Raw genomic sequence first — 26,847 nt, 5'->3', positions numbered from 1 at the left:
TCGCCAAACGTTTGGCGTTATCTTGTCGGTTGAGTACCTGTTGAGCGTACTAACGCTAAAACCATGATCCCACAAGATTTTCTCCATCAGTTACTTGATAAAGTTGATGTTGTTGATGTGATTGACCGCTATGTACCTCTTAAAAAAGGCGGTCAGAATTACATGGCTTGCTGCCCTTTCCATCAAGAAAAAACCCCCTCTTTTACGGTTAGTCCACATAAGCAGTTTTTCCATTGTTTTGGCTGTGGAGCACATGGCACAGCCATTGGCTTTATCATGCAATATCAAGGGTTAAGTTTTGTTGAGGCGGTAGAACAGCTTGCGCAAAGCGTGAATATGCCAGTGCCCCACGCAACTTTGTCCAGTCGCCCAACCCAGAAGTCTTATCTTTCGCTTGAAAAGTTGTTAATGCAGGTAGCCGAGTTTTATCAGTCTTGTTTGACCCAATCAGCCAAGAGCCTTGATTATCTTAAAAAACGCGGTGTATCGGATGAGATGATTCAAAAATTTGGCATCGGCTATGCACCAGACGATACACAATTGCTGCTTAAACAATACCCAACGAGTCATTTGCTACTTGATCAAGTTGGGCTAATAAGCCCTTCAGAAAAACAAAATACCCACTACTGCCGTTTTCGCGACCGCATCATGTTTCCAATTCGTAACCCAAAAGGCTTTGTTATTGGTTTTGGTGGACGCACCATGGATAGCAAAAAAGAGCCCAAATATCTTAATTCGCCAGAGACCGTCTTATTTAAGAAAGGTCAAGAGCTCTACGGATTTTTTGAAGTACGGCAAGCACTTTACCAAACTCGTCGTGTGGTAGTGGTGGAAGGGTATATGGATGTTATTGCGCTCGTGCAGCATGGAATTGGTGATACGGTCGCTACATTGGGCACGGCAACTACGCCTGAACAAATGAGAAAACTTTTGCAATATGCTGATGATATCTATTTTTGTTTCGATGGGGATGAGGCAGGCCATAAGGCGGCTTTTAGAGCGTTAGAAAATAGCTTACCTGTTATGCGGGATGGTAAGAGTATATCGTTTTTGTTTTTACCATCCGAACATGATCCAGATAGCTTCATCAGGAGCCATTCAGCCGCTATTTTTACCGATAAGCTAGCCAAAGAGAGTGTGCCCTTATCGACTTATCTGATTCGTCAGTTAGTGGATAGCATCCATCTTGATTCACCAGAAGGCCGTGCTAAACTAGTGCATCGTGCATTGCCTTGGTTAGTCAAGTTAAAGCAAGCGCCGCTTTTATCCTATATGATTCGCAATCGATTGGCTGAATTAACGCGCATGACTATAACTGATTTTGAGGCATTATTTAGTCAGCATCATACCAAGCAAAGTAGGCCGTATCACTATCAAGTACCCAGGACTTCTCAACGGCTTCAAGTTACTTCACTGATCTACAAGCAGTTTGCTATATTATTAATGAACCCCAGTTGGATAGAAGATGTTGCCTTGCCAGATATGATAGAAGACATGGGTCAACTTAAGGATGATATGGATTGTTTTGTAGGATTGGTTGATAAAATTCAACAGTACGATTCTATTCCATCAAGCGCTGCCTTGATGGAGGGTTTGCGCGGTACGCCTTGCGAAGCGATGCTCAAGCGTGTCTTAACAATCTATCGGGAAACAGGTGAATTGATGGATACGAGTAAAGAGGCAAGACAAGCTTTTCGTGATGGCAATAAGCGACTCTTCGCCGATTACTTACGACAAGCACAGTTTAAATTACATATAGATCAATTGGTCAATAAACCTTATCAAGCTTCTACCGATGCGGATAAACACAAGCTCGTTGGGCTACTGAAAAAACCATAGCTGTGTTAAAATTAAAGATTATGTTTTTTTGACAGGAAAAGGCGGTCAATCCATGCAACACGCAGAAAAAAACCCTTTGAAAGATGAGTCGCGATCGACGATCGAAGAGCAAAGGGGGCGTTTTCGTCAGTTGATTGAATTAGGCAAAGCGCGTGGGTATCTGATTTTGTCTGAGGTACATGATCATTTACCAGAAGATATTACGGCCGATAGTGATCAAGTTGACAACATCATCAATACGATTACCAGCCTTGGGATTCAAGTAACTGAAACGGCTCCGGATGCTGAAACACTATTGATGTTGGATGCAACATCGGCTGCACCAGATGAAGATGTTACGGAAGAAGCTGCTTGGACTTCCGTTGATACGGAGTTTGGTCGCACGACGGATCCTACCCGTATGTATATGCGAGAAATGGGTGTGGTGGATCTTTTAAGCCGAGAAAAAGAAATTGCAATTGCCAAACGTATTGAAGCTGGTTTAACCAATATGATTCAGGCAATCTCGGCTTGTCCTAGCATCATCAGAGCCGTTTTAAAGCAAATTGAACGAATTAAAAAAGATGAGTTGGCAGCTGATGAAGTAATTGATAGCGTCTTAACAGAGGATGCACAAGAGGCCGAGGTTGAAGCCATCTTAACAGTAGCATCGTCATTGCCTGCGCGAGAAAAGCGAGTAGAAGGCGATGAAGACATCAGCCTGATGGATGAACAGGATGCAGAAGCCGCCATGCTGGCTGCGTCCAAAGCAGCTGATATGAAAATACTACGGCAAAAGGTGATTGAACATTTTGCAGAAGTGGAAATCGATTTTCGTAAAATGATGCAAGCTTTAGCGCGATATGGCAGTCAGAGTAAGAGTTATTTGAAGTGGCAAGCCCGCATTGCGAAGGCTTTTACGAAAGTGCGTTTTGTTTCCAAACAAATTGAGAGTTTATGTAACGATCTACGCGAAACGATTCGGCATATTCAACATTGTGAAAGTAATATTCGAACCCTTTGTGTATCACGCGCCCGCATGGATTGCGATTACTTTTTGAAACAGTTTCCGGATAATGCCACTAATTTACAGTGGATAGAGGAAGAAATTCAGCATCATCATGCCTGGGATGCTGCGTTAAAACGTATTAAACATAGTGTGATTGAAATACAGCAAAGTCTTTGCGCTATACAGGACGTATCAGGACTTTCTATTGGTGAATTAAAAGGGATTCATCAGCAAATGCTTAAAGGGGAAGAATTGACCAGTTTTGCAAAACAGGAAATGATTGAAGCCAATTTGCGTTTAGTGATCTCTATTGCAAAAAAATATACCAATCGGGGTTTGCAGTTTTTGGATCTGATTCAAGAGGGCAATATTGGTTTGATGAAGGCGGTGGATAAATTCGAATATCGGCGTGGTTACAAATTTTCTACTTATGCCACGTGGTGGATTCGTCAAGCGATTACTCGTTCTATTGCTGATCAAGCTCGGACTATTCGTATTCCGGTACATATGATTGAAACCATCAATAAAATGAATCGCATTCAGCGACAAATTTTACAAGATACGGGACGCAATCCTGATCCCCATGAACTGGCTAAATTAATGGATATGCCAGAAGATAAAGTTCGCAAAATTCTCAAAATCTCTAAGGAACCGATTTCAATGGGTTTGCCTGTTGGCGAGGATGGGGATTCACACTTAGGCGATTTTATTGAGGATGAGAGTCATTTATCGCCAGCTGATGCGGCGATTTATGCTAGTTTAAAAGAGGTTGCAGGAGAAGTACTCGATACGCTTACCCCCAGAGAAGCTAAGGTATTGCGTATGCGTTTTGGTATGGACATGAATACGGATCATACATTAGAAGAAGTGGGTAAACAGTTTGATGTAACGAGGGAGCGTATCCGTCAGATTGAGGCCAAGGCGCTACGCAAATTACGTCATCCTACGCGCTCTGAGCGATTGCGTAGTTTCTTGGATCGTGGACCCAGTAAACACTGAAAATATAACGTAGGTAAGGCTACTTGCCCTAACACAAGTAGCATGAAATAATGTATGTAAAAGAGGGCCTATAGCTCAGTTGGTCAGAGCAGCGGACTCATAGATAACTGTGCACTATATGAGGAAACTCGATAGTGAATGGCGTCAAATTCGGCGAAACCTAAAAATAACGATTCATGGTAACGCCGAGCCAAGCTGTTGGTGTGACTATCAACAGAAGGTGTAGAGACTATACGGCGCCCACCTAAGTCCATGTGATAGGGTGAAGACATAGTCCAGCGAGTTGCGAAAGCAACATAAAGCAGAATCCGTTGGTCGCTGGTTCAAGTCCAGCTGGGCCCACCATGTTATTGATCAAAAATAGCATCGCTTCACAATCTGCGATAGTCCACGATATTGATACTGTCATAAAATAAGAAAATGAGTCGGTTCAATACATTGCTACTCAAACAGTCGCCCAAAATGGTTTGGCTCATTTTGATGGACGCTGTATTACTGCCGCTTGCCCTCCTTTCTGCTGTTTTATTACGCTTAGGCGGCGTGTGGGACACTGCCCTCAATCCTTATTGGTGGATCTTTGTGATCCCGATTATATGGATATTACCTATTTTTACGAAACTAGGCTTATACCGCGCTGCTCTTAAATATATTGATGATCAAATTGTTTGGACAGTATTTTATGGTGTCTCACTGACTGTTTTGATGTTAATGGCGGTGATGGCTCTATTAGATATGACTGTTTTTCCAAGAAGTGCTGTCATCATTTTTTGGGTATTTGCGATGGCCTATATTGGCGGCATTCGTTTTTTATTGCGCGGTCTTTTTCGGCGTTTGGACGGCCATAAAGCTTCTGCTATACCAGTGTTAATTTATGGGGCAGGGCATGCTGGATTACAGCTTGTTGCTGCGCTACGAAGTAGTCTTGAGTATCAGCCTGTTGCATTATTAGATGACAATGCAGCGCTATGGGGGCATACCTACCGCGGTTTATCGGTCTATCCTCCTAAAGCAGCAAAAGATTTATTGCATAAGACCAATGCGGGCGCCATATTGCTTGCCATGCCTTCGGTGAGTCGTTCGCGTCAGAAAAAAATTATTGAGTCCCTCACTGACCTTTGCGTGCCAATTAAACGTTTACCTAGTATGGTCGACATTGTCTCGGGCGAGGCAATCGTACAAGAATTAAAAGAAATTGATATTGATGATTTATTAGGCAGAGATATCGTGCCTCCTGATCAGACGCTACTTTGCGCGGATATTGCGAATAAGCAGGTATTAGTGACCGGAGCTGGCGGATCAATTGGGTCTGCATTATGTCATCAAATTGCAATGCTGCAGCCTCATAAATTGATTTTACTAGACCACTCTGAATATGCTTTATATCAGATTGATCAATCTTTGCAACAGTGTGCTCCCCAAGTGCCACGCGAAGCGATCCTTTGCTCGATCATGGATAGCAAGAAAGTGGTATCTGTTTTGCAATCACATCAAGTAAATACGATTTATCATGCAGCTGCCTATAAACATGTACCGCTTGTAGAAAATAATCCGATTATTGGTATTGCAAATAATGCGCTTGGGACAGATGCTTTAGTCCAAGCGGCCATTGATTGCCAAGTTAATACCCTAGTGTTTATTTCGACCGATAAAGCGGTAAAACCAACAAGTGTAATGGGAGCAACGAAGCGGTTAGCTGAATTGATTTTGCAAATGAAACAAAGTGTTCATAAAACAACACGCCTTATTATTGTGCGCTTTGGTAATGTATTAGGTAGTTCAGGTTCAGTTGTACCTCTTTTCCGTCAGCAAATTGCAAAGGGTGGTCCGATTACCATTACACATCCTGATATGACGCGGTATTTTATGGCATTAACAGAGGCAGCAGAACTTGTGATTCAAGCAGGAGCGATGGGTCAGGGTGGCGAAATATTTGTATTAGATATGGGTGAACCTATTCGTATCGTGGATTTGGCTAAACGCATGATTAGTTTATCGGGCTTAACCTTGAAAGAGGGTATCTCCCAAAAGGGTGATATTGAAATATGCTTTACGGGTATACGTCCAGGCGAAAAAATCCACGAAGAGCTTTGGGAAGATGCGACCGTTTTGCCTACGCAACATCCACGCATCGTGCAGCTTAAAAAAACTAGCAAACTACCCAAGTTATTTGATAAAAACTTGATGGCTTTAGCACAAGCGTGTTACCACGCTGACAACAAACAGGCGATGCGGTATTTGCACTATTTAGTCAAGGAATTTCATAATTGTTCTTAAAGCGCTATTTATCCATGCGTTACTTTTTGTATGGATTACTATTGAGTGGTTTATTGCTCTGTTTCGTTACCTTGTATGTTGCTTGGTCTATTTATCGCTATGGCTATCGTATTGATCAGACAGATTATCGGGCTGATGCTGCTTTAGTACTGGGCGCTGCAGTTTGGGGCAATAAACCATCACCAATATTTCAGGAGCGCATCAATCATGCAATTTGGTTATACCGTACGCAGCATGTGCGCATGTTAATTTTTACGGGCGGTACGCCACAACATCTTTATCCAACTGAAGCGGAAGTGGGGCGTCGTTATGCCATTAAACAAGGTATACCGCCACGTGATATTTTGATTGAAAATCGCTCTCGGACAACTTATGACAACTTAAATAATGCTGCCAAAGAGGCTCGCGCAGTTGGTTTGCGCTCCTTTTTGATTGTTAGTGATCACTATCATATGTGCCGTGCCATGCAGATTGCGAGGGATTTAGATATTGAGGCGTTACCCTCTGCAACGAAAACAACACGATATCAAACAAGGGGGTTGCGTGTGCGTTTTTTAATACAAGAAACCTACCATTATATGGCCTATCGCTTACTGAGTATTATTCGTAAGTTCTTCAGAGTAGTTTGGTCATAGCAGGTCAAATTTGGCGCCATATCATATATTGATAAGTTATGAAAAAGATGAATAAAAATGATCACTTTATTGCTAAAAAAATCATTTTGTTGTATAGCATAGGATCTACGCCAATAAAAAAAGGAGATGAAACATGGCACGTATTACGGTAGATGATGCATTAGGGAATATTCCTAATCGGTTTGAGCTCACATTGGTTACAGCGATGCGAGCAAGACAGTTAGCTTCCGGAGCAACGCCTTATATTGAACATACGCATGACAAACCAACTGTTTTGGCGCTTCGAGAAATTGCAGCAGGTCATGTGAATAAGGATATTTTAAGTACTCCCACACATTGATTTGGGTATAGCCAAGCGATGACAAGCTGTGATAGCTCTGATCACGAAGACTGCCTTGATGAGCAGATTAAGCAGTCTTTTTTTGATGAAGCCGCCTGTTATCTTCTCGCACCCTCCATTAAGTTACTCCATTTAGCGCTTGATTTTGCACAAGCAGCACATGCTTCTCAACAACGTGAAAGCGGCATACCCTATATTACACATCCTATAGCTGTTGCAACACAGCTTTTGAGCTGGCGTATGGATGCAACGTCCATCACTGCAGCACTTTTACATGACGTGATTGAAGATACAGCGGTTGATAAGAAAGAACTCATACAAGTTTTTGGTAGCGAAGTTGCGGATTTGGTGGATGGGTTATCCAAATTGTCACGTTTAGCCGTACCTTCTCAGGACGTGGAACGTGCTGAGAATTTTCGCAAAATGATTATTGCCACGGCAAAAGATATGCGTGTGATCGTTATTAAGCTAGCAGATCGCCTACATAATATGCAAACGCTCAGTGGTATTACTAGGCTCGAAAAAAGACGACGCATCGCAGAAGAGACTTTGCATATTTACGCTCCAATTGCAAGGAGGTTTGGTTTTCATCAACTTTGTCGTACGCTGGAAGATCTTGCTTTCCAAGCTCTTTTTCCAAATCGCTATCAGGTCATTCAAAAATCCATGAAGAAAGTGCGACAGCATCAAATGCACATAATTGGAGAAGTACTCCATGCCATTCAAAAGCAATTAACGCAACACAATATTGCAGCAGATGTTATGGAATACGAAAAAAATATATACCGTATTTATCGAAAAATGCGTGAGAAAAAATTACCATTTTTCGATATTTTGGATATGTATAGTTGTCAGATCATTGTCAAAGATAGAGCAAATTGCTATGCAGCACTTGGCGCTCTACACGAGCTATATAAACCTATTTCCAATAAGATCAAAGATTATGTTGCTGTTCCAAAAAATAATCGTTATCAAGGATTACATACGACCCTGTTTGGTCCGGAAAGTCTACCAATTGAAGTGCAGATTTTCACTCAAGCGATGTATGCAGTTGCTGAGTTTGGTGTTGTTGCTTATTGGAAAAACCAAGTTGATGCGCTGGATATGCAGCAACTTAATCAGGGTACGGATCAGTGGCTACAAAATATATTAGCGATCGATGATCAAGAGGCAACTAATTTTCTCAAGCAAATCAAAACAGATTTATTGCCAAGTGAATTGTATGTTTTTACGACGCAGGGCAAGGTTGTAACCTTGCCACGTGGTGCAACGGTGATTGACTTTGCTTATGCAATTAGCCAAGAAACGGGTAATGGTTGCTATCGAGCGCAGGTTAATCATATTGATAAGCCTCTAGAAACCATGCTACGCAATGGCGATATTGTTAACGTTATGGTACGTGACAACCATGAACCAGACCCGGCTTGGTTAGATTTTGCAGTGAGTCATCGTGCAATATTTGCTATTCGTCACCGCATGAAGCATTTAGCGCCAAAACAGGCTGTACAAATTGGCCAACAATTACTTGATCGTGTACTAAGTGTTTTGACCAGTCCACCCATTGTATTATCCGACGTACTCAAGGCGGATTACCTACGTGTATTTTCACCGCGAACAAACAATTTTGATACGATTTTGTCAGAAGTAGGCATGGGATATGCATCGGCCATTGTGCTTAGCAGACAGTTAGCGCATTTATCTTGTGGCCATTTGGCTACACAAACGAAACCGATTGCCATAGCGGGCAATGAAGGAGGAGTTTTTTTTGCGTCATGCTGCCAACCGATACCAGGCGATGCGGTTACGGGTTTGATTAATGAACGCAATGGACTTGTAGTCCATCAATATCGCTGTAAATATATAAAACATATTGACCCAGACAAAAGCATGATGGTTGAATTGATCTCTCAGAACATACGCACCTATGAAACGGCTATTCGTGTACTCATTTATAATGAGCTCAATGCATTAGCACAAGTTACTGCCGCGATTTCACAAGCATCGGCTAGTATTGAAGGAGTCAATACACAAAAAACATCGGATAATTATTTGATGCGCGTTCATTTTCGCCTGCGCGTTAATAATACGATGCATCTAGATCATATCTTAGCGAAAATTGGCCAAGTGGGTTCTGTATTGAATGTGGAACGTTGCGTGGTTTAGCGTGACTATATAAAACGCCCATGTTTAATTTGCTTATCTTTAAGTAGCGGGTTTTGTTTTGCAAAACTATGATGGGCATGTGTCAAGGCAACCGCGATAGCATCAGCTGCATCAGACTGTGGTATGCCATCAAGTTTTAAGAGCTGCTTGACCATATGTTGAACTTGTTCTTTGGCGGCTTTACCGTGGCCGACGACTGATTGCTTGACTTGAAGCGCTGTATATTCGGTAACGGGCAGTTTCCGTAATACCAAAGCACTGATACAGGCTCCTCTTGCTTGCCCTAGCATCAACGTTGCTGTAGGGTTGACATTGACAAATACTTTTTCAACAGCCGCTTCGGTAGGCTGGTAGGTGTCAATAATCTCAAATAGATGTGAAAGGATAGTTAATAAGCGATCAGATAGCACAGCATGCGAGGCAGTAGCAATCGTACCTGATGCGACATACTGGTGGCGATGCCCTATGATATCAATGATGCCAAACCCTGTTATACAGCTACCTGGATCAATACCCAATACGCGTCTTGTTTGCGCTGGCAAGGCAGGCGATTTAGTCAATTGCGTTAGGGAAGAAGATTCATCAGGTTGCATACAGGTATTCTATCTGACTTGATCAGGAGACAACATAGTGATCGGTTAATTCATGCAATAATTGATTAAATGGCCAAAATACCTTATAACGGCTCGTAGTTTGATCTAGGTAGTTTAGAAACCTTCGAATTTCTGGTAAGTATTGTTTTTTGCCATCCCGGTGATATAACCTAGCAAAAACACCGATTACTTTTAAGTGGCGCTGAATACTCATCCAATCTACTGTTTGACAAAAGACTGAAAAAATATTGGGTACAGGTAAATGTGCTGCTTGTGCTTGTGTCCAATATCTCAGCGCTACGTTATGGATGAGTGTTTCATCCCACTCAATAAAGGCATCCTTTAATAAAGAAGCGATATCATAAGTAATGGGACCATATACGGCATCTTGAAAATCTAAGATACCTGGTCTTGCGCCCGTATACATAATGTTGCGCACCATGTAATCATGATGCACGAATACCTTCGGTTGTTGTGTTAATGCAGGAAGTAGTATGGCTAAAAAAGCATCCCAACAGGCTTTTTGTCGTGGATTAAATGGGTGTTGCAATTCGTAGCGGCAAAACCAGGCGATAAACTCCTCCACTTCTTTGCGCAGTAACAGAGCGTGATAAATGGGTAAACAATTAGGCTGACTGGCTTGTTGTAGGGTGATTAATTCATCCACAGCATCAAATAATAAGGCTTGATGATAAGCATGATCTGTTGAGTGCATGCAAGCTGTTAAATAAGTAGTATCGCCCATATCTTCAAGCACCATAAATCCTTTTTTTTGATTAAAGCGAAAAATTTTTGGCACGTTTAACATAGAAAATTGTTCGCGCACTTGAATATAAGAAGCGATATGCATTTTGTGGGGTAATGCATCCATGATAATAAAACAATGACCATCGGGTAAAAATAAGCGAAAATAGCGTCGAAATTCTGCGTCAGCTGCTGCAAATTCTAGGTGAATGGGTTCGGGATAGTAAGTAGCTAGCCATGCTTTTAATTGAGCTTGTCGCAACATATCGTCCAATAATAACCTATAGGCTGTTAGAATGACTGGGTTGAAAAATTGATATTGTATATTGAGTTACCATCATGAAATTAAGCAAATTGATTAGTATGGTGTGTTGGATTGCGCTAAGCGCTGCTGCTGTAGCGAATCAAGAAACGACTTTATTAATGGTTTCAGCTGCCCACACCAATCAGATTGTTGCCATTGTTGGCAAAACAGCAATTACTTCTATTGCCTTAAATAAACGTGTAGAGGCTGCGAAAGTTAAGCTTGTTGCGCAACATACTAAATTGCCTGCTGATGACGTTCTGCGTGACTATATTTTAGAAAGGATGATTGATGAAGCCGTCATCATGGAAGAGGCTCAGAATTTGGGATTGCGTATCACACAAGAAGACGCAAAAAATCTACTTAAATCTAATGCAGAGCAGCATCAGATGACTTTAGAGGAATTTGAGCGTCAATTGCTTGCTACACAACCAATGACTACGCAGCAAGAGCTGTATCAAATGATTCAGCGCGAAATAGTGATTGAGGCTTTACGAAAACGGGTGATTAATGAGCGTATCCATATTACAGATAGTGATATTATCCAGGCGATCAAAACAAATCCAACTAAATTTTCTCTGAATGAATATTCAATTGAAAAAATATCTTTTATATTTCCAGATGGACTTGACCAAAGTCGTTCAGAACAAGCTATTCAACAAGTTGAGCAAGCTTTTTTGTCGCTTAAGGCAGGCCAATCTATAGATGAAGTCACAGCGATGCTTGCTCAAAACCATATCGTGCTACGAGTTGATCAGCCTGCTTGGCAGGCTGCTTACCAATTACCCGATCAGCTCGCCAAAATCATAACCCCATTGAGGGCAGGGGACTACACCGATTTGATTTCAGTGCCAAATGGTCTATCGGTCTTCAAACTAAATGGTATGCGACCATTACATATCGATCAAAAGCAATCTGAGCAATATCATATTTTGCATATTTTGCTTAAAGTAAGTGATCAAGACAGCGCAAAAGTGGCTTTGGATCAAATTAAAAGCATTAAAGCACGTCTTGATAAAGGAGAAGATTTTGCGACGTTAGCTGAACAATATTCAGAGGATACGAGTCGCGCAAAAGGGGGAGATATTGGTTGGGTAGAGTTAGGTCAAACAGCTACAGCGTTTGAAAACGCTTTTTTGAGGTTGCCACTTAATACAGTCAGTGAACCTGTACAAACGCAGTTCGGTTGGCATGTGATTAAAGTACTTGGTATTCGTGCCTCAGATACGGATGCGATACTTAAGAATATTGTACGCCAACAACTTATGCAGCAGAATGCTCAAGAAGTGTTTTCGGATTATCTGCAGCAATTGCGCCATTCTGCTTATATCGAAAAACGGTTATTGCATTGAATGAATCATCCCATTGTTGCTATTACGACGGGTGAACCTGCTGGCATTGGTCCTGATATTGCTTTATATGCAGCATCACGCTCAGCACGCCGTTCACTTGTATTAATTGGCGATCGTGATTTATTAGAGGAACGAGCAGCGCAGTTACGTTTAGCGGTGACTTTGGATGAATTTCAAGAAAACAAATCGCACCAAGCAGGGCGTATATTCATTTGCCACGTGCCACTTACTAAATCTTGTATTGCGGGCCAGTTAGATGAAAATAATGCTGCTTATGTTTTGCGGTTGCTTGATACAGCGTTAGCAGGTTGTATGGCAAATCAATTTGCAGCACTCATAACATGTCCGGTTCACAAAGCCCTGATCAATCGTGCAGGGATTACATTTTGTGGCCACACTGAATATTTTGCCAACAAATTGCATGTGCGGCATCCTGTGATGATGTTTGTTGCGTTTCGTTTGCGTATAGCGCTTGCTACAACACATATCCCACTTCGGCAGGTACCAGATGCCATTACTTTTGATCAACTCGAAGCGATGATTAAAGTATTGCACCATGATCTTATCCATACCTTTCATCTTCCTACGCCACATATTTTTATAGCAGGTCTTAATCCACATGCCGGAGAATCAGGATTCTTGGGACAAGAAGAAATACAAATCATTGAGCCTGTGGTTCACAAATTACGGCAACAAGGCATGTTTTTAGAAGGCCCATTTCCTGCTGATACGATTTATCAGCAAGCAAAACTTGCCAAAGCAGATGCGATATTCATGATGTTTCATGATCAAGGGCTGCCTATTTTAAAAAGCTTGCGTTTTGGTCAAAGCGTAAATATGACGCTCGGGTTACCGATTATTCGTGCTTCAGTTGATCATGGTACAGCACTCAATCTAGCTGGTACTGGCAACGCCAAGCCAGAAAGTTTATTATCGGCAATCCGGCTTGTGCATCAGTTGATCCGTTAAACCTTGCCAAACAAGGTTATATCCATCCGCACTACTGAAATCGTGCAATACCATCTATGAGTTCTTGATGTGCTGAGGCAAGATCTGTCCAACCTCGTATTTTTACCCATTTGCCTTTTTCGAGATCTTTGTAGTGTTCAAAAAAATGTTTAATTTGGTTACGCAATAATTCTGGTAAATCTTCTAATGATTGGATGGTACGATACATAGGGCAGACTTTTTCAATTGGCACGGCAATGATTTTTGCGTCAACCCCTGATTCATCCTCCATTTTTAGCATGCCCAAAGCACGACAGCGAATCAGTACACCTGGTGGGAGCGAAAAAGGAGATACAACTAAAACATCAACCGGGTCGCCGTCTTCAGATAGTGTTTGGGGTACAAATCCATAATTGGCAGGGTAAGACATAGCAGTACCTAAAAAGCGATCCACGGCGATGATATCGCCTACTTTGTCCAATTCATATTTAATAGGATCGCTGTGTGCGCTGATTTCGATAATAACGTTAAAGTTATTAGGTATTGCTTGACCGGGTCCAATATTCGATAAATTCATTGCCTTTAATTCCTAAATAGTGTGATTAATTATTCATATGTGTAAGATTTTTTAGGCACAGAAGATGCTTTAAAGCGACGAGCAGTATCTTCATCCAACTCATTTTGCCACCAAGTTTTACGCAGTGTAGCACGGGAAATTTGTACAGCCTCATGTGTTGCTAAAAAGCGGTCAATAAAATTGCTGTAAGCGGATCGGTAAAGTCTGTTGATAGCCATAATTCAGAGACGACTGATGTGATAGTTTGGCGCTTCCTTAGTAATTTGCACGTCGTGAACATGCGATTCTTTCATGCCTGACTGTGTAATAGCAACAAACGCTGCTTTTTGATGCATTTCAGCGATTGTTTTACAGCCCAAATAACCCATGGAGGCACGTAACCCCCCAATGAGTTGGTGAATAACTGGTTTCATCAATCCCTTACAAGGCACTCTACCTTCAATACCTTCCGGCACAAACTTACTGCGATCTACTTCGTTTTCTTGATAATAACGATCCGAAGAGCCTTGAGACATAGCGCCCAAAGAACCCATGCCCCGATAAGCTTTGTAAGTGCGTCCTTGATATAGTTCAATTTCTCCTGGAGCTTCTTCTACACCAGCTAGAATACCGCCAAGCATAACTGAGTTAGCGCCAGCCGCAAGCGCTTTGGCAATGTCGCCTGAAAAGCGGATGCCTCCATCAGCAATCAACGGCACATCTTTTTTTTCTAGGGCTTTTGCAACATTGTGAATAGCAGTCAATTGCGGCACACCAACGCCTGCTACAATACGTGTTGTGCAGATGGATCCGGGACCAATACCCACTTTAACGCCATCAGCGCCCGCATCAGCTAATGCTAATGCACCGGATGCGGTTGCAATATTACCGCCAACAACGTCGATATTGGGTTGGTGTTGTTTAATCCAGCGGATAATTTTAAGAACACGTTCACTATGGCCATGGGCCGTGTCAACGACAATAACATCAACGCCCGCTTCAATGAGTTGTTCAATGCGTGAACCTGTGTCGCCAGTTGTGCCAACAGCTGCACCAACCAATAGTCGACCTTGTTTGTCTTTATTGGCATTAGGGTGTTCGCTGGTTTTGATAATATCCTTAACAGTGATTAACCCTTTAAGATGCCAAGCTGTATCAATAATTAAAATGCGCTCTAGTCGATGTTGTTGCATCAGATCGCGTGCTTTTTCAGGCGAATCACCTGCTTGGATTGTGATAAGCTTTTCTCGTGGGGTCATGATGGTTGAGATGGGCTGATCAAGACGTGTTTCAAAACGTAAATCACGATTTGTAACAATTCCGACAACTTGTTGATTATCCAGTACTGGAAATCCTGAAATACGGTGTTTTTTGGCCAATTGCATCAGATCCCGAATGAGCGTATGTGGATTAACGGTAATCGGCTCCTGTACAACGCCACTTTCATAACGCTTGACACGTTGCACTTCTTGGGCTTGCTTAGCAGCCGACATATTTTTATGCAAAATACCAATACCACCCTCTTGAGCAAGGGCGATTGCCAAACGTGACTCGGTAACCGTATCCATAGCAGCTGATACAAGTGGAATTTTTAAAGCGATGTGACGTGTCAGAAAAGTATGCAATACGGTGTCGCGTGGTAACACAGCAGAATAAGCAGGCAACAGCAACACATCATCAAAAGTATAGGCTTGTTCAGTTACAAGCATCACCAAAGCCCTATAGATGTCATAATAAAGACTCCGTATTATACTGTGGATATGGCTACCCAATCAATTGGATCGTGATCCTTGAAATCAAAAAATAGTTTGCCAAGTGCTCTTTTACCCTTGAGGCAATACGCTGAAAGCTTACCGCATTTACCTGGTGTATATCGAATGCTCAGCAAAGCAGGCAAGGTACTTTATGTTGGCAAAGCTGTCGATTTGAAGCGACGCGTTAAAAGTTACTTCCAATATCATACCTTATCTCCTCGTATCGGCCACATGATGCAACATGTTGGTGGGATTGATACAACGGTAACAAGATCAGAGACTGAAGCTCTACTATTAGAGTATCAGTTGATTCAATCACTTTTACCGCGTTATAACATTTTATTTCGGGACGACAAAAGCTACCCCTATCTGAGGTTGTCTTCCCATGAATGGCCGCAATTATCTTATTGCCGGGATACGCCTAATAAGTGCCATCAGTATTTTGGGCCTTTTCCCCACAGCACAGCAGCACGTACCAGTATGGAAGTTTTGCAACGTGTTTTCCAATTACGGACTTGTCATGATACCGTTTTTAAAAATCGTTCACGTCCTTGTTTACTTTACCAAATTAAATATTGCTCAGCACCATGTACCAATAAGATTACGCATTCAGCTTACCAACATGCTGTGCGGGATGCCGCTCTATTTTTGTCGGGTCATACAAAAAAATTGGTGAGCGATTTATCAAAACGTATGCATCTAGCTGCTAATCAATTGATTTTTGAGGAGGCAACAAGATTGCGTAATCAAATCCAAGCACTAACCACAATCCAAGCCAAGCAGTTTATATCAAGCCACAATGTAGTGAGCCAGGTGGATGTTATTGCCGTTGCATCAGAAGGCCAATTGACAGGTATTAATCTAGTGATGATCCGTAATGGAAATCACTTAGGCGATAAAAATTTTTTTCCACTTCACGCTAACATGGTTGATGAGCGTACTGTGACGGAGGTATTTTTAATGCAACACTATACCCGTTACCCCTTACCGGATAAAGTGGTGCTTCGTTATGCGCCAAGCAATTGTTTGCAAGACTACCTGATCCAAGATGTTAATAAACATTGCTTATTTATTTCTCGCCCAAGGGGAGAAAAATTAGTTTGGTTGCAAATGGCTGAAAAGAATATCCGATTAGCTTTGACACAAAAGCAGCAACATACTGCTACTGCACAGGCAAAGCATGATGCGTTGCAAGCGATCCTGGGGATATACCCACTTGAGCGTATCGAATGTTTTGATGTGAGTCATACACAAGGCGAAGCAACGATGGCTTCTTGCGTTGTGTATGATCGCCGACAAATGCAGCGATCCGAATACCGCTCTTATCGTATTTGTAACGCCAAGTCTGGAGATGATTATGGAGCAATGCGGGAAGTATTACAGAGGCGCTATGCGCGACCCATTCAAGAGAATACATCATACCCAGACGCCATACTTATCGATGGTGGGCAAGGTCAAGTTGCTGTTGCTCTTGAAGTATTGCAAGCATTATCGTTGAAGTTGCCCGTGATCGGTATTGCTAAAGCTGAAAACAGAGAAGTGGGTAAAGAACGGCTTATTTTGTCCTATCGTTGCCAAACAGTACAGTTGCCAGCGGATCACTTAGGTTTTTTACTACTTCAATTGATTCGTGATGAAGCGCACCGATTTGCAGTGGGTGCTCACCGTCGCCGTCGTGCAATGGCAAGACGTACTTCTTGCCTAGAAAATATAGTGGGTATTGGTCCAAAACGCAGGCAATTATTGCTCACTCATTTTGAAGGACTCAAAGGTGTTACAGCGGCGAGCGTTGAAGATATTGCACAAATCAATCAAATTGGTCATGCTCTGGCTGAAAAAATTTATCAAGCTTTACATGAGTAAGTGCAACGAAATTAAGATAGACTTGCTTATCTTGAAATTAACATTCATGAGCTAATACTATGTTGTTGAGCATTCCCAATATATTAACTTGGCTACGCATTGCGCTATTACCTGCATTTGTTGCGATATTCTATATACCTGACACATTATTGCTGGAAGCAACAAAAAATGGTATCAGCGTGCTGCTATTTGGTGTTGCTGGATTCACCGACTGGTTGGACGGTTTTTTGGCGCGTAAATTAGGACAATCTTCAGCATTTGGAGCCTTTTTAGACCCGGTAGCAGATAAATGTATGATTGTCGTAGCGTTAACCTTATTGGTTGATTTTGGGCGAATGCCTGCAGTGTTGGCGATGATTATTATCAGTCGGGAAATTGCAGTATCCGCGTTAAGAGAATGGATGGCGCAAATCGGACAACAAAAAAGCGTTGCTGTGCATTGGATCGGCAAATTTAAAACAGCGATGCAGATTACAGCTATAGTAGTACTCCTTTGGGCGAATCCGCTTCTTCCATTTGTTCCAACGCTGTTGTTAGGTAATATTTTGATGTGGATTGCTGTTTTGCTCACGATAGGGTCAATGTTATTTTATTTAAATATTGCTATTCGTGAATCGTTTGATCAAGTTAAATAGTCTATTTCAATAGTTGACAGTGTTATATAAGGCTTTATAATCAAAGATGATTGGAGTTTGTGCGGGAATAGCTCAGTTGGTAGAGCGCAACCTTGCCAAGGTTGAGGTCGCGAGTTCGAGACTCGTTTCCCGCTCCATTTCCCGCATATAGTCATGCACTTAAAGCGTCACGATAAAATGGCGGGGTAGCAAAGTGGTTATGCAGCGGCCTGCAAAGCCGTCTACGCCGGTTCGATTCCGACTCCCGCCTCCAGTTATGGGTAGATCATGCAGTTGATGAGTAGCCCGAGTGGTGGAACAGGTAGACACAACGGACTTAAAATCCGTCGACTTAAAAAGTCGTACCAGTTCGATTCTGGTCTCGGGCACCATCTTTTTGTATGTAGTGTAATGCTGATGTAAGGATGAGTGACTGACTTTACGATAATAAAGTCAGGATGATCGTTTTGGGGTGATATATACAATGTACCGGGTTTCTCAACAAGAGCTTTTTGAGAGAGATCAAAAATGGGGTGGGGCAGTTGTAGGGTGGCGGTTACGACGTGCTAGAAAGTCTGCTGGTTTTTCTTTGCGTGCATTGGGTAATCGTATTGGTTTGACGCATGCTGCGATCAAACGTTACGAAGACGAAGGAGTTAATCCTTCTTCTTCAGTCGTCGCAAAGCTAGCCGATGCATTGGGTGTATGTCCCACCTATTTCTTTTTGCCTCAAAAAATTACTTTGCAAGCAGTGAAATATCGTACCCGCTACCGTCTTTCGAAGAAACGATTAGAAGCAATTCAATGGGATATTATTAGTCAAGTTGAAGAACGTATTGATTTAGAGCGCCTCTTTCCATCGGTTCCCATTATCCCTTTTAGTTTGCCACTTCGTTTGCCTAAACGCATTACTGCATTGCGTGATATTGAGCAAGTTACCTATAAAATTCGCCAATATTGGGCATTGGGTTTAGTTGATATTATGCACTTTGTTGATATCTTAGAAAGCCATGGCATTCGAGTGATAACCACTCATATGGACGAAACAAGTTATAAGAAATTTGATGGTTTAACTGCTTGGATTGGCCAAACGCCTATTATTGTGGTTGATCGCAATTGGCCTGGTGACCACCAGCGTTTCACGTTAGCCTATGAATTGGGTCACCTTATATTAGCTAATCGATTGGATCCTGCCGTGGATGAGGAATTAGCATGCCACTATTTTGCGGGTGCTTTTTTGCTACCGAGCCAGCCAGCCAAACAAATACTAGGTACTTATCGCAAACATATTGAATTAAGTGAACTGATGCTAATTAAGAAAAAATTTGGTATCAGTATGATGGCGACTTTATATCGAGCCAAAGCTTTAGAGATTTTGCCTGTTAGTGCATTTAATAGACAATTACGTCAATTTAAAATCAATGGTTGGCATATTCAAGAGCCTGGCGATGCGTATCCCGTAGAGACAACGCAGTTTTTTGAGCAATTAGTGTTTCGTGCTTTGGGCGAGGGCTATATTGATGAAAATAAAGCCGCAGCACTCATCAAAGTACCAATTGACGAGTTGCGATATATGCGTACTTTCGAAAAACATCATTCCGATTGTATGAGTTTACCATGTTGATAAGCTGCTGTTGAGTAGCATTCATTAGATTGAGGGATTACGAAAAAAATACCTATGGTCTAAAATCAGATTTATTTTATTACAATAATTTTTCTGACAAAAATAATGCAAGAAATAATAAAAACGCTTAGCCCTAGCCACTCTGCAATGGGTCGGTATGTATCACCTCCTAAATAGGGCAATAAAGATAATGGTGCATCGGATCCGCCTTGCGCAACACTGGCAACAATGATGATAGCCATGAATACGCCCACTATGCTTTCCCCTACAATAAGGCCTGAAGCAAGTAGTGTGCCTCGTCGATTTACTTGTTTTATGCGTATAGCGCTTTGTGTATCGTTGCTAGGTAATTTTTTTCGTAATATGTAATCAATCAAGCAGCCCAGAACCGCGCCAATAACAAGTGGCATTTCAACGCTTGGTGGTAAGTATAAACCGATACCGACAGCTAAAGGTGGTAAGTGAAAACGGGTGAATTTTTTTAGTAAGTGATCAATGAATAGTAGGACAACGCCCATACCGACCCCGATGTAAATCATTTTCCAAGCAATTGTTCCGTTGAAGATACCTGTTGCAATGATGCTAACGAGTGTGGCTTGTGGGGCAATTAAAGCTTGCGAAAGATCCATATTTGGTCTTGGCATAGCTCCGATAAAACCATAAGCTTGATAAACTAATTGCATGATCGGTGCAATAACAAGTGAACCAATAGCGCAGCCAATTAGTAATGCTACTTGCTGCCGCCACGGTGTGGCGCCGACTAAATATCCTGTATTGAGATCCTGAAGATTATCATTGGCAATACAAGCAATCGTAATAATAACGCTGGTGATAAAAATTGCTAAAGCCATCGCAAAATGTATTCCTGCATCCGTTTTTGTGAGCCCAGTAATATGTCCTACAGCCAGTAATAACAACGATGCACCCATAATAGCGATGATAGCAATACCTGAAATAGGGCTACCAGATGAACCAAAAACACCAGCCATATAGCCACAAACTGAAGCAACTAAAAAACCTATCACAAAAGTAAAAAGAATAGATGAGCTGATTAATAATACTAATTTTGTTGGGTTGGTCGATATATCAGCAGCAAAACAATAAAACGCCCCAGTTAATATGATTAGTGCTATTGTTATGATGCCAATCATCGTACTAGATGATAGATCTTGTTCTGTTCTAATGTTATGGATTGCATCGGTTTTTCGTTTGGCACGAAAAGAAGTTTGCAATCCATCCATCAATGGTTTGAATAGAGCAATAATCGTCCATAACGCACCAACTGTCATGACACCCGCACCAATTAAACGTGCTTTTGTTTGCCAAAGCATCATTGCAAAAGCGGGCAGGTTTGATGAAAAATTTGTTGGAACAGGTGTTGTGGCAGTCAAATAAGGCAAAATGATGCCCCAACCCAACAATAATCCAATGAATATTGATAAACCTGTTGTAGCACCAATGAGGTAGCCTGCGCCAGTCATTGCCAATGAAAAACCAGCTGATAACTGAAACATACCGCCATAACTTGTGTGAATCCAATAAGCGCAACTTCCTGATAAAAGCTGTAATCCTGTTGTTAATAAGTTAATGATAGCGGCAAATAAACTACCTGAAAGAATATCCTGAATATCACGTGGTTTGTCAGTGGATTGCGTATGATTTTTCGTATGACTTTCTCGGATAGCGCTACCTACTTTTAAAATTTCTGCTGCTGCTACGCCTTCTGGATAAGGTAGTTGACTATTGACGACGAGGGCGCGTCGTAATGGGATAGAAAATACCACGCCTAACATGCCACCAGCCAATGCAATGAGAGTTGTTTCAAGAAAGGAAAAATTTTTCCAGTAGCCAATCATGATTAATGCTGGTAACGCAAAAATAATACGTGATTGTGTCCCTGCTGCTGAAGCTTGTGTTTGAACCATATTGTTTTCGAGAATATTGGAGCCAGCAAATGAACTTAGTACAGCCATCGAAATGACAGCAGCAGGAATAGCAGAAGAGGAAGTTAAGCCAATTTTAAGGCCAAGATAGACATCTGAAGCAGTGAAAATAGCTGTCATGACTGCAGCGAGCAACATACCACGCCAAGTCAGTTCGCGATAGGAGGCTTCCGGTGGGACGGGTAATATGGTGGTATGCACAATTCACTTCCTTGATTAGAGGCGCCGAAGTATAGTAGACTCAACGATGGTTGTCTATTGGATTGTGTAACGCATAGCAAGAACTTATTTTACTGTGTTGATTAATTAAAAAAATGGCTCTAATTCATATGCAAAATTGCATGATCAATCGTTATGTCATTTCTATATGATTGATCGAATCCGTACTGGCGTTGACCTTAAAATTCTTGATAAGCGGCTAAGTAATCAGTTACCACGCTATGCTACAGACGGCTCCGCTGGACTTGATCTTTACGCGGTGATTGATCAGTCAATTGTGCTTTTACCTAATACAACGATTTTAGTGCCAACAGGCATTGCGATCCATCTTGCTGAGGCAAGACTAGCAGCACTGATATTGCCTCGCTCTGGGTTAGGTCATAAACATGGCATTGTGCTGGGTAATTTAGTGGGTTTGATTGATTCCGATTACCAAGGACAGATTTTTATTTCTGTGTGGAATCGTGGACAAGAAGCCTTTACGTTATCCCCAATGGAACGCATTGCACAATTGGTAGTCGTTCCTGTTGTTCAAGTGCATTTTAATGTTGTGGAAGATTTTTTGCCAAGTAACCGAGCTGATGGTGGTTTTGGTAGTACGGGTATATGCTAATTTTAGCTTTATTTATCTTTGAAATAAGCATTATTTAAATGAAAAGTGAATATGAGCGAATATTTTTTTACATCTGAATCGGTATCAGAAGGCCATCCCGATAAAATAGCCGATCAAATTTCTGATGCTATTTTAGATGATGCAATTAGCCAAGACCTTTATGCGCGTGTGGCAGCCGAAACACTTGTTAGTAAAAATTTAGTCGTGTTGGCAGGTGAGATTACTACAAAAGCAAAGATCGATTATGAATCAATTGTTCGCGAAACGATCCGTTTAATTGGCTATGATAACAGTGAGTTAGGGTTTGATAGTCAGACTTGCAAGATAATACCCTGTTACGGTGGACAATCCACAGATATAGCACAAGGTGTTAATGAAGGAGAAGGCATTGATCTAGATCAAGGCGCGGGTGATCAAGGCATCATGTTTGGTTATGCTTGCGATGAAACGCCTACCTTGATGCCTTTTTCAATCTACTATGCGCATCGTTTAATGCAGCGTCAAGCGGAGCTTAGAAAAAATGGTTGCTTACCATGGCTAAGACCCGATGCAAAAAGCCAGATTACCTGCGTATATGATCAGCAAACAGGACAGCCTAGTCGTATTGATACAATTGTATTATCCACACAGCACGATCCAGACATTGCTTATGATGACTTAAAAGAAGCAGTCATTGAGGAAATCATCAAACCTATATTGCCTCCGCACATGTTAACAAAGCAAACAAAATATTTTATTAATCCAACGGGGCGTTTTGTAACGGGTGGCCCTAATGGAGATTGTGGTTTAACAGGAAGAAAAATCATGGTGGATACTTATGGTGCTGCAGCACCTCATGGTGGTGGAGCATTTTCAGGCAAGGATCCGACGAAGGTAGATCGCTCAGCGGCCTATGCGGGTCGCTATATTGCAAAAAATATTGTTGCGGCCAAGCTTGCTAGGCAATGTCAGATTCAAATATCTTATGCTATTGGTATTGCCGAGCCAATTTCTATCGCTATTGATACATTTGGAACCAATGCCATTCCTTCTAAGGATATTGAGGTGCTTGTTAAGCGTCATTTTGACTTACGACCTAAAAAAATTATTGAAATGTTAGATTTATTACGTCCTATTTATAAAAAAACAGCAGTTTACGGCCATTTTGGTCGTGAAGAACCTGAGTTTTCGTGGGAAAAAATAGATAGATCATTAATTTTACGGCAAGAAGCTGGTCTATCATAATGATAGATGCGCCCAATTTTTTGAGGTTACATGGTCGGGTTGTAGGATACTTGTATAATTTGGATGTTTTCTGCACCATTTGGACCGTTAAACTGTATTGAGTCACCTATTTTTGCTCGCAGTAATGCACGAGCAAGTGGAGATATCCAACTAATATAGCCTTGCTGAGCATCTGATTCATCAATGCCTACAATAGTGACTGTTTGTAGTGTTTGATTATTACGTTGGATGGTAACGGTTGCACCAAAGAAAATTTGCGGATTATCTTGATGATGGGTGGTTTCCACGACTTCCGCATTTTCCAGTTGTTTGCTTAAAAAGCGAATGCGTCGGTCAATTTCTCTGAGTCGACTCTTCCCATATAAATAGTCGCCGTTTTCCGAGCGATCTCCGTTTTTGGCTGCCCAACTGACTAGCTCGACTATTTTTTGCCGTTCATGGCGAACTAACTGACAAAGCTCACTGGAGAGTTTTTGCCAGCCGCGTTTTGTAATGTAATTTTTCATCCCAAGCAATTATTTTAAAAATTCCAACGTTTAATTAGCCAACTGTTATCCACGGTGTATTGGAAATTTTGCCCATTTTAAAATATTTGCTACTTCTACAGCATTTAATTCTTGATACTGACCGCACTTTAAGCGGGTTGGCAATACAACTGGACCAAATTGTATTCGGATCAAACGGCTAACGGTTAATCCAATGGCTGCAAATAAAGCTCTTACTTCTCGGTTTTTACCCTCTTTTAAGGTAACGTGATACCACTTATTAGCAGATCCTAGTTTATGGTGAGCTACTTCTTGAATAGCTACTACACGAGCAAGTCCTGTTGGTAACATGATGCCTTGATAAAGCTGTTTTTTTTGTGCGTCAGTTAGGATACCTAACACTCGTACCGCATACTTCCTATCAATTTCAAAGCGAGGATGCATGAAATGGTGTGCAAGTCCTCCATGCGTTGTTAAGATCAATAAGCCGCAACTATTTAAATCCAGCCTGCCAATGCTAATCCAGCGACTACTTTTTGTTTGTGGCAGGCGATCAAAAACACTAACACGACCACTAGGGTCTTTACGTGTTACGATTTCACCTTCTGGTTTGTTGTAAAGAATAATTCTCGGCAGTGTATCAGACCAAATTAATCGCACGGGTTTATTGTCCATCATAATGTGATCAGATGGGGTAATGCATTGACCTAATTGTGCGATTTGTCCATTAACTGTGATAGCTTTATTAAATATGGCCGCTTCAATATGACGCCTAGAACCTAGTCCGGATGCCGATAATATTTTTTGTATTCGAACAGGTTGGTGTGCAGCGGGCTTATTTTGTCTATATGTGAGCTGTCTAATTTTAATGCGCGTTGCTTGATTCGGCAAACGGCACGGTAATTTTTTCGCTGGTTTTATGGATAACGTATGCATTGTGATATCAATCAGAAATATTACGGCGTTAAGCTATTGTAGCAAATTGATTTAAAACAAAAGATATTGCAGATTCTAAAGGTAGTGTTTGGGTTGTTTTGTTTTGCCGGTTTTGGTATTCCACTTGGTTTTTTTGAATACTGCGTTCTCCAACGACAAAGCGATGCGGTATCCCAACCAATTCTGAATCAGTCAGTAGTATACCAGCCCGTTCGTTGCGATCGTCTAACAAAATATGTCGCCCTGTACCTGCGAGTGCTTGATATAGTGTATCGGCAATATTGCGTACTTTTTCGTGTTGATGGTAGCCTAGTGGAACAATAACGAGATCAAACGGCGCAATAGCTTCATTAAAAATGATTCCCTGTTCATCATGATGTTGTTCGATGAATGCCGCTACAATCCGTGAGATACCGATTCCATAGCAGCCCATCTCAATAGGCTGTTTAGTATTGTCTTTATTCAAAAACATAGCTTGCATGGCGAGCGAATATTTCGTGCCTAATTGAAAAATATGACCTACTTCAATGCCACGAGCTAACTTAAGTAACCCTTTGCCACACGGGCTTGGATCGCCTGTCTCAGCCTGACGTAGATCAACAAAAATAGGTTCTGGGCAATCGCGTCCAAAATTTGCGCCCATAAAATGGTAGTGATTTTGATTAGCGCCTGTTATCCAGTCCGACTGATTTATTAAGTTGTAATCTGCGTAGACCAAACCCGAAAACGGAATGGGTCCGACAAAACCCGGTTCAGCACCAAAATACTGTTGAATTGTTGTTATGCTAGAAAACGTTAGAGGAGATTTAATGCCGGGTAATTTACTTGCTTTTGCTTCATTTAGTACATTGTCGCCACGTAGTAATAGTAATACGGGTTGCTCGCTTTTTTCACCATCAACTACAATTGATTTGATTACAGCCGATGCAGGGCAGTGCAAAAATTTCGATAAATCTTCAATCGTTTTAATTGCGGGTGTATGTACTTTTTGTATAGGAAGAGTAGGTGTTGGTCTTATAGTAGATTTGGGGGGATGGATGGCAGCTAATTCAATATTGGCAGCGTAATCGGAATGTAGGCAATAAGCGACTATATCTTCCCCCGTATCGGCTAGCACTTGAAATTCATGAGAAAAAGACCCGCCGATTGTTCCTGTGTCTGCAACGACTGTGCGAAATTGAAACCCAATTCTTGTAAAAATACGACAATAGCTATCATATAACCGTTGATAAGTTTTTTGTAGGCAAGTTTTATCAGCGTGGAAAGAATAAGCGTCTTTCATCATGAATTCCCGCGCACGCATAACGCCAAAACGTGGACGGATTTCATCACGAAATTTTGTTTGAATTTGGTAAAAAATCAGCGGTAATTGTTTATGGTGTCTGATTTCTTTTTTCACTAAATCTGTGATCACTTCTTCATAAGTAGGCCCGATGCAAAGATCGCGTTCATGCCGATCTTTTAATCGTAAGAGCTCTTGGTCATATAATGTCCAGCGACCTGAAGTTTGCCATAATTCAGCAGGTTGAAGAGCGGGCATGAGTAATTCTATTGCGCCAATTTTATTCATTTCCTCGCGTACAATAGCTTCCACTTTGCGTAATACCAATAACCCTAAAGGCATCCATGTATAGATACCTGCTGCCACCCTTTTGATTAAACCTGCCCGCAGCATCAGTTTATGACTGATTAATTCTGCTTCAGCGGGAGTTTCTTTAGAAGTAGGCATAAAAAATGCAGAAGCACGCATACAAACATCCCAATAAATATTAGCCGTTACGGTTGGGTGAATAGGAATTACTGATTGTCAGTATCCATGGCAAAAACAACCACTATT

22 protein-coding genes and 3 tRNA genes are annotated in these 26,847 nt (G+C 41.6%); 16 read left to right on the top strand and 9 right to left on the bottom strand.

Going from position 1 to position 26,847, the window contains the following annotated elements; all coding sequences use genetic code 11:
• Positions 1 to 63: 63 nt before the first annotated feature.
• From IPK86_03190 to IPK86_03165, 6 genes are all read left to right on the top strand, one after another.
• The gene (locus IPK86_03190) at positions 64 to 1,839 is read left to right on the top strand and encodes a DNA primase (GenBank protein QQS16443.1); all 1,776 of its coding nucleotides are present in this window, start codon (positions 64 to 66) and stop codon (positions 1,837 to 1,839) included.
• Positions 1,840 to 1,891: 52 nt separating this feature from the next.
• A complete protein-coding gene (gene rpoD / locus IPK86_03185; protein QQS16442.1) occupies positions 1,892 to 3,826 on the top strand; it encodes an RNA polymerase sigma factor RpoD in 1,935 nt (644 codons plus the stop codon).
• 420 nt (positions 3,827 to 4,246) lie between these two features.
• Positions 4,247 to 6,100, top strand: coding sequence for a polysaccharide biosynthesis protein (locus IPK86_03180; protein ID QQS16441.1), 1,854 nt, complete (start codon positions 4,247 to 4,249; stop codon positions 6,098 to 6,100).
• A gap of 14 nt (positions 6,101 to 6,114) precedes the next feature.
• On the top strand, positions 6,115 to 6,735 hold the full coding sequence (locus tag IPK86_03175) for a YdcF family protein (GenBank protein QQS16440.1): 621 nt from the start codon (positions 6,115 to 6,117) through the stop codon (positions 6,733 to 6,735).
• A gap of 133 nt (positions 6,736 to 6,868) precedes the next feature.
• Entirely contained in the window at positions 6,869 to 7,075 is a 207-nt protein-coding gene (locus IPK86_03170; GenBank protein QQS16439.1) for a DNA-directed RNA polymerase subunit omega, read from the top strand.
• Positions 7,076 to 7,093: 18 nt separating this feature from the next.
• Entirely contained in the window at positions 7,094 to 9,238 is a 2,145-nt protein-coding gene (locus IPK86_03165) for a bifunctional (p)ppGpp synthetase/guanosine-3',5'-bis(diphosphate) 3'-pyrophosphohydrolase (protein ID QQS16438.1), read from the top strand.
• Between the two features lie 5 nt (positions 9,239 to 9,243).
• On the opposite strand, the gene ruvC is transcribed toward IPK86_03165, so the two are convergent.
• Together ruvC and IPK86_03155 are read right to left on the bottom strand one after the other, a co-directional pair.
• A complete protein-coding gene (ruvC, locus tag IPK86_03160; GenBank protein QQS16437.1) occupies positions 9,244 to 9,831 on the bottom strand; it encodes a crossover junction endodeoxyribonuclease RuvC in 588 nt (195 codons plus the stop codon).
• A 22-nt stretch (positions 9,832 to 9,853) separates the two neighbouring features.
• Entirely contained in the window at positions 9,854 to 10,840 is a 987-nt protein-coding gene (locus IPK86_03155; protein ID QQS16436.1) for a phosphotransferase, read from the bottom strand.
• Positions 10,841 to 10,914: 74 nt separating this feature from the next.
• Between IPK86_03155 and IPK86_03150 the strand changes: the two genes are divergently transcribed.
• Together IPK86_03150 and pdxA are read left to right on the top strand one after the other, a co-directional pair.
• Positions 10,915 to 12,231: a peptidylprolyl isomerase gene (locus IPK86_03150; protein QQS16435.1), complete on the top strand. Its 1,317-nt coding sequence runs from the start codon at positions 10,915 to 10,917 to the stop codon at positions 12,229 to 12,231.
• Positions 12,232 to 13,200: a 4-hydroxythreonine-4-phosphate dehydrogenase PdxA gene (pdxA, locus tag IPK86_03145; protein QQS16434.1), complete on the top strand. Its 969-nt coding sequence runs from the start codon at positions 12,232 to 12,234 to the stop codon at positions 13,198 to 13,200.
• Positions 13,201 to 13,231: 31 nt separating this feature from the next.
• Here the strand turns inward: pdxA and ppa are convergent, their stop codons facing one another.
• The 3 genes from ppa to guaB are packed head-to-tail and all read right to left on the bottom strand — an operon-like array spanning position 13,232 to position 15,444.
• Positions 13,232 to 13,756 (bottom strand): inorganic diphosphatase, encoded by a 525-nt coding sequence (gene ppa, locus IPK86_03140; GenBank protein ID QQS16433.1) that lies wholly within the window; start codon positions 13,754 to 13,756, stop codon positions 13,232 to 13,234.
• A 29-nt stretch (positions 13,757 to 13,785) separates the two neighbouring features.
• Complete coding sequence (locus tag IPK86_03135; protein ID QQS16432.1) at positions 13,786 to 13,974, bottom strand: DUF3460 family protein; 189 nt, start codon at positions 13,972 to 13,974, stop codon at positions 13,786 to 13,788.
• Positions 13,975 to 13,977: 3 nt separating this feature from the next.
• Positions 13,978 to 15,444 (bottom strand): IMP dehydrogenase, encoded by a 1,467-nt coding sequence (gene guaB / locus IPK86_03130; GenBank protein ID QQS16431.1) that lies wholly within the window; start codon positions 15,442 to 15,444, stop codon positions 13,978 to 13,980.
• A 168-nt stretch (positions 15,445 to 15,612) separates the two neighbouring features.
• On the opposite strand from guaB, the gene uvrC reads away from it, so the two are divergent.
• The 6 genes from uvrC (at position 15,613) to IPK86_03100 (ending at position 19,590) form a co-directional block, all read left to right on the top strand.
• The gene (gene uvrC, locus IPK86_03125; protein QQS17061.1) at positions 15,613 to 17,352 is read left to right on the top strand and encodes an excinuclease ABC subunit UvrC; all 1,740 of its coding nucleotides are present in this window, start codon (positions 15,613 to 15,615) and stop codon (positions 17,350 to 17,352) included.
• Between the two features lie 59 nt (positions 17,353 to 17,411).
• Positions 17,412 to 17,987, top strand: a complete 576-nt coding sequence (pgsA, locus tag IPK86_03120; GenBank protein ID QQS16430.1) for a CDP-diacylglycerol--glycerol-3-phosphate 3-phosphatidyltransferase — start codon at positions 17,412 to 17,414, stop codon at positions 17,985 to 17,987.
• A gap of 61 nt (positions 17,988 to 18,048) precedes the next feature.
• Positions 18,049 to 18,124, top strand: a tRNA-Gly gene (locus tag IPK86_03115).
• Positions 18,125 to 18,166: 42 nt separating this feature from the next.
• Positions 18,167 to 18,240, top strand: a tRNA-Cys gene (locus IPK86_03110).
• A gap of 30 nt (positions 18,241 to 18,270) precedes the next feature.
• Positions 18,271 to 18,358: transfer RNA gene (locus IPK86_03105), tRNA-Leu, on the top strand.
• A 92-nt stretch (positions 18,359 to 18,450) separates the two neighbouring features.
• The gene (locus IPK86_03100) at positions 18,451 to 19,590 is read left to right on the top strand and encodes an ImmA/IrrE family metallo-endopeptidase (protein QQS16429.1); all 1,140 of its coding nucleotides are present in this window, start codon (positions 18,451 to 18,453) and stop codon (positions 19,588 to 19,590) included.
• 71 nt (positions 19,591 to 19,661) lie between these two features.
• On the opposite strand, the gene IPK86_03095 is transcribed toward IPK86_03100, so the two are convergent.
• Positions 19,662 to 21,671: an oligopeptide transporter, OPT family gene (locus tag IPK86_03095; GenBank protein ID QQS17060.1), complete on the bottom strand. Its 2,010-nt coding sequence runs from the start codon at positions 21,669 to 21,671 to the stop codon at positions 19,662 to 19,664.
• A gap of 229 nt (positions 21,672 to 21,900) precedes the next feature.
• On the opposite strand from IPK86_03095, the gene dut reads away from it, so the two are divergent.
• Entirely contained in the window at positions 21,901 to 22,365 is a 465-nt protein-coding gene (dut, locus tag IPK86_03090) for a dUTP diphosphatase (protein QQS16428.1), read from the top strand.
• A 51-nt stretch (positions 22,366 to 22,416) separates the two neighbouring features.
• Entirely contained in the window at positions 22,417 to 23,589 is a 1,173-nt protein-coding gene (locus tag IPK86_03085; protein QQS16427.1) for a methionine adenosyltransferase, read from the top strand.
• A 26-nt stretch (positions 23,590 to 23,615) separates the two neighbouring features.
• Here IPK86_03085 and greB read toward each other — a convergent pair whose 3' ends face one another.
• The 3 genes from greB to IPK86_03070 are packed head-to-tail and all read right to left on the bottom strand — an operon-like array spanning position 23,616 to position 26,760.
• Entirely contained in the window at positions 23,616 to 24,095 is a 480-nt protein-coding gene (gene greB, locus IPK86_03080; protein ID QQS16426.1) for a transcription elongation factor GreB, read from the bottom strand.
• A gap of 45 nt (positions 24,096 to 24,140) precedes the next feature.
• Positions 24,141 to 25,010 carry an rRNA pseudouridine synthase gene (locus IPK86_03075; GenBank protein QQS16425.1) on the bottom strand — a complete coding sequence of 290 codons (870 nt, stop codon included), beginning with the start codon at positions 25,008 to 25,010 and terminating at the stop codon, positions 24,141 to 24,143.
• A gap of 28 nt (positions 25,011 to 25,038) precedes the next feature.
• Positions 25,039 to 26,760 (bottom strand): proline--tRNA ligase, encoded by a 1,722-nt coding sequence (locus tag IPK86_03070; GenBank protein ID QQS16424.1) that lies wholly within the window; start codon positions 26,758 to 26,760, stop codon positions 25,039 to 25,041.
• Positions 26,761 to 26,847 lie beyond the last annotated feature (87 nt).

It is taken from the genome of Neisseriales bacterium (assembly GCA_016699915.1).
In the GTDB taxonomy this organism is placed as follows: domain Bacteria; phylum Pseudomonadota; class Gammaproteobacteria; order Burkholderiales; family Q3-R57-64; genus Q3-R57-64.
This window is presented reverse-complemented; position numbering and strand designations above follow the sequence as displayed.

Excerpts from the sequence above, each read along its gene's own strand:
- IPK86_03190 (QQS16443.1), top strand. The coding sequence starts at position 64 with ATGATCCCACAAGATTTTCTCCATCAGTTACTTGATAAAGTTGATGTT.
- rpoD (QQS16442.1), top strand. The coding sequence starts at position 1,892 with ATGCAACACGCAGAAAAAAACCCTTTGAAAGATGAGTCGCGATCGACG.
- IPK86_03180 (QQS16441.1), top strand. The coding sequence starts at position 4,247 with ATGAGTCGGTTCAATACATTGCTACTCAAACAGTCGCCCAAAATGGTT.
- IPK86_03175 (QQS16440.1), top strand. The coding sequence starts at position 6,115 with ATGCGTTACTTTTTGTATGGATTACTATTGAGTGGTTTATTGCTCTGT.
- IPK86_03170 (QQS16439.1), top strand. The coding sequence starts at position 6,869 with ATGGCACGTATTACGGTAGATGATGCATTAGGGAATATTCCTAATCGG.
- IPK86_03165 (QQS16438.1), top strand. The coding sequence starts at position 7,094 with ATGACAAGCTGTGATAGCTCTGATCACGAAGACTGCCTTGATGAGCAG.
- ruvC (QQS16437.1), bottom strand. The coding sequence starts at position 9,831 with ATGCAACCTGATGAATCTTCTTCCCTAACGCAATTGACTAAATCGCCT.
- IPK86_03155 (QQS16436.1), bottom strand. The coding sequence starts at position 10,840 with ATGTTGCGACAAGCTCAATTAAAAGCATGGCTAGCTACTTACTATCCC.
- IPK86_03150 (QQS16435.1), top strand. The coding sequence starts at position 10,915 with ATGAAATTAAGCAAATTGATTAGTATGGTGTGTTGGATTGCGCTAAGC.
- pdxA (QQS16434.1), top strand. The coding sequence starts at position 12,232 with ATGAATCATCCCATTGTTGCTATTACGACGGGTGAACCTGCTGGCATT.
- ppa (QQS16433.1), bottom strand. The coding sequence starts at position 13,756 with ATGAATTTATCGAATATTGGACCCGGTCAAGCAATACCTAATAACTTT.
- IPK86_03135 (QQS16432.1), bottom strand. The coding sequence starts at position 13,974 with ATGGCTATCAACAGACTTTACCGATCCGCTTACAGCAATTTTATTGAC.
- guaB (QQS16431.1), bottom strand. The coding sequence starts at position 15,444 with ATGCTTGTAACTGAACAAGCCTATACTTTTGATGATGTGTTGCTGTTG.
- uvrC (QQS17061.1), top strand. The coding sequence starts at position 15,613 with ATGCTCAGCAAAGCAGGCAAGGTACTTTATGTTGGCAAAGCTGTCGAT.
- pgsA (QQS16430.1), top strand. The coding sequence starts at position 17,412 with ATGTTGTTGAGCATTCCCAATATATTAACTTGGCTACGCATTGCGCTA.
- IPK86_03100 (QQS16429.1), top strand. The coding sequence starts at position 18,451 with ATGTACCGGGTTTCTCAACAAGAGCTTTTTGAGAGAGATCAAAAATGG.
- IPK86_03095 (QQS17060.1), bottom strand. The coding sequence starts at position 21,671 with ATGTTGCTCGCTGCAGTCATGACAGCTATTTTCACTGCTTCAGATGTC.
- dut (QQS16428.1), top strand. The coding sequence starts at position 21,901 with ATGATTGATCGAATCCGTACTGGCGTTGACCTTAAAATTCTTGATAAG.
- IPK86_03085 (QQS16427.1), top strand. The coding sequence starts at position 22,417 with ATGAGCGAATATTTTTTTACATCTGAATCGGTATCAGAAGGCCATCCC.
- greB (QQS16426.1), bottom strand. The coding sequence starts at position 24,095 with ATGAAAAATTACATTACAAAACGCGGCTGGCAAAAACTCTCCAGTGAG.
- IPK86_03075 (QQS16425.1), bottom strand. The coding sequence starts at position 25,010 with ATGCATACGTTATCCATAAAACCAGCGAAAAAATTACCGTGCCGTTTG.
- IPK86_03070 (QQS16424.1), bottom strand. The coding sequence starts at position 26,760 with ATGCGTGCTTCTGCATTTTTTATGCCTACTTCTAAAGAAACTCCCGCT.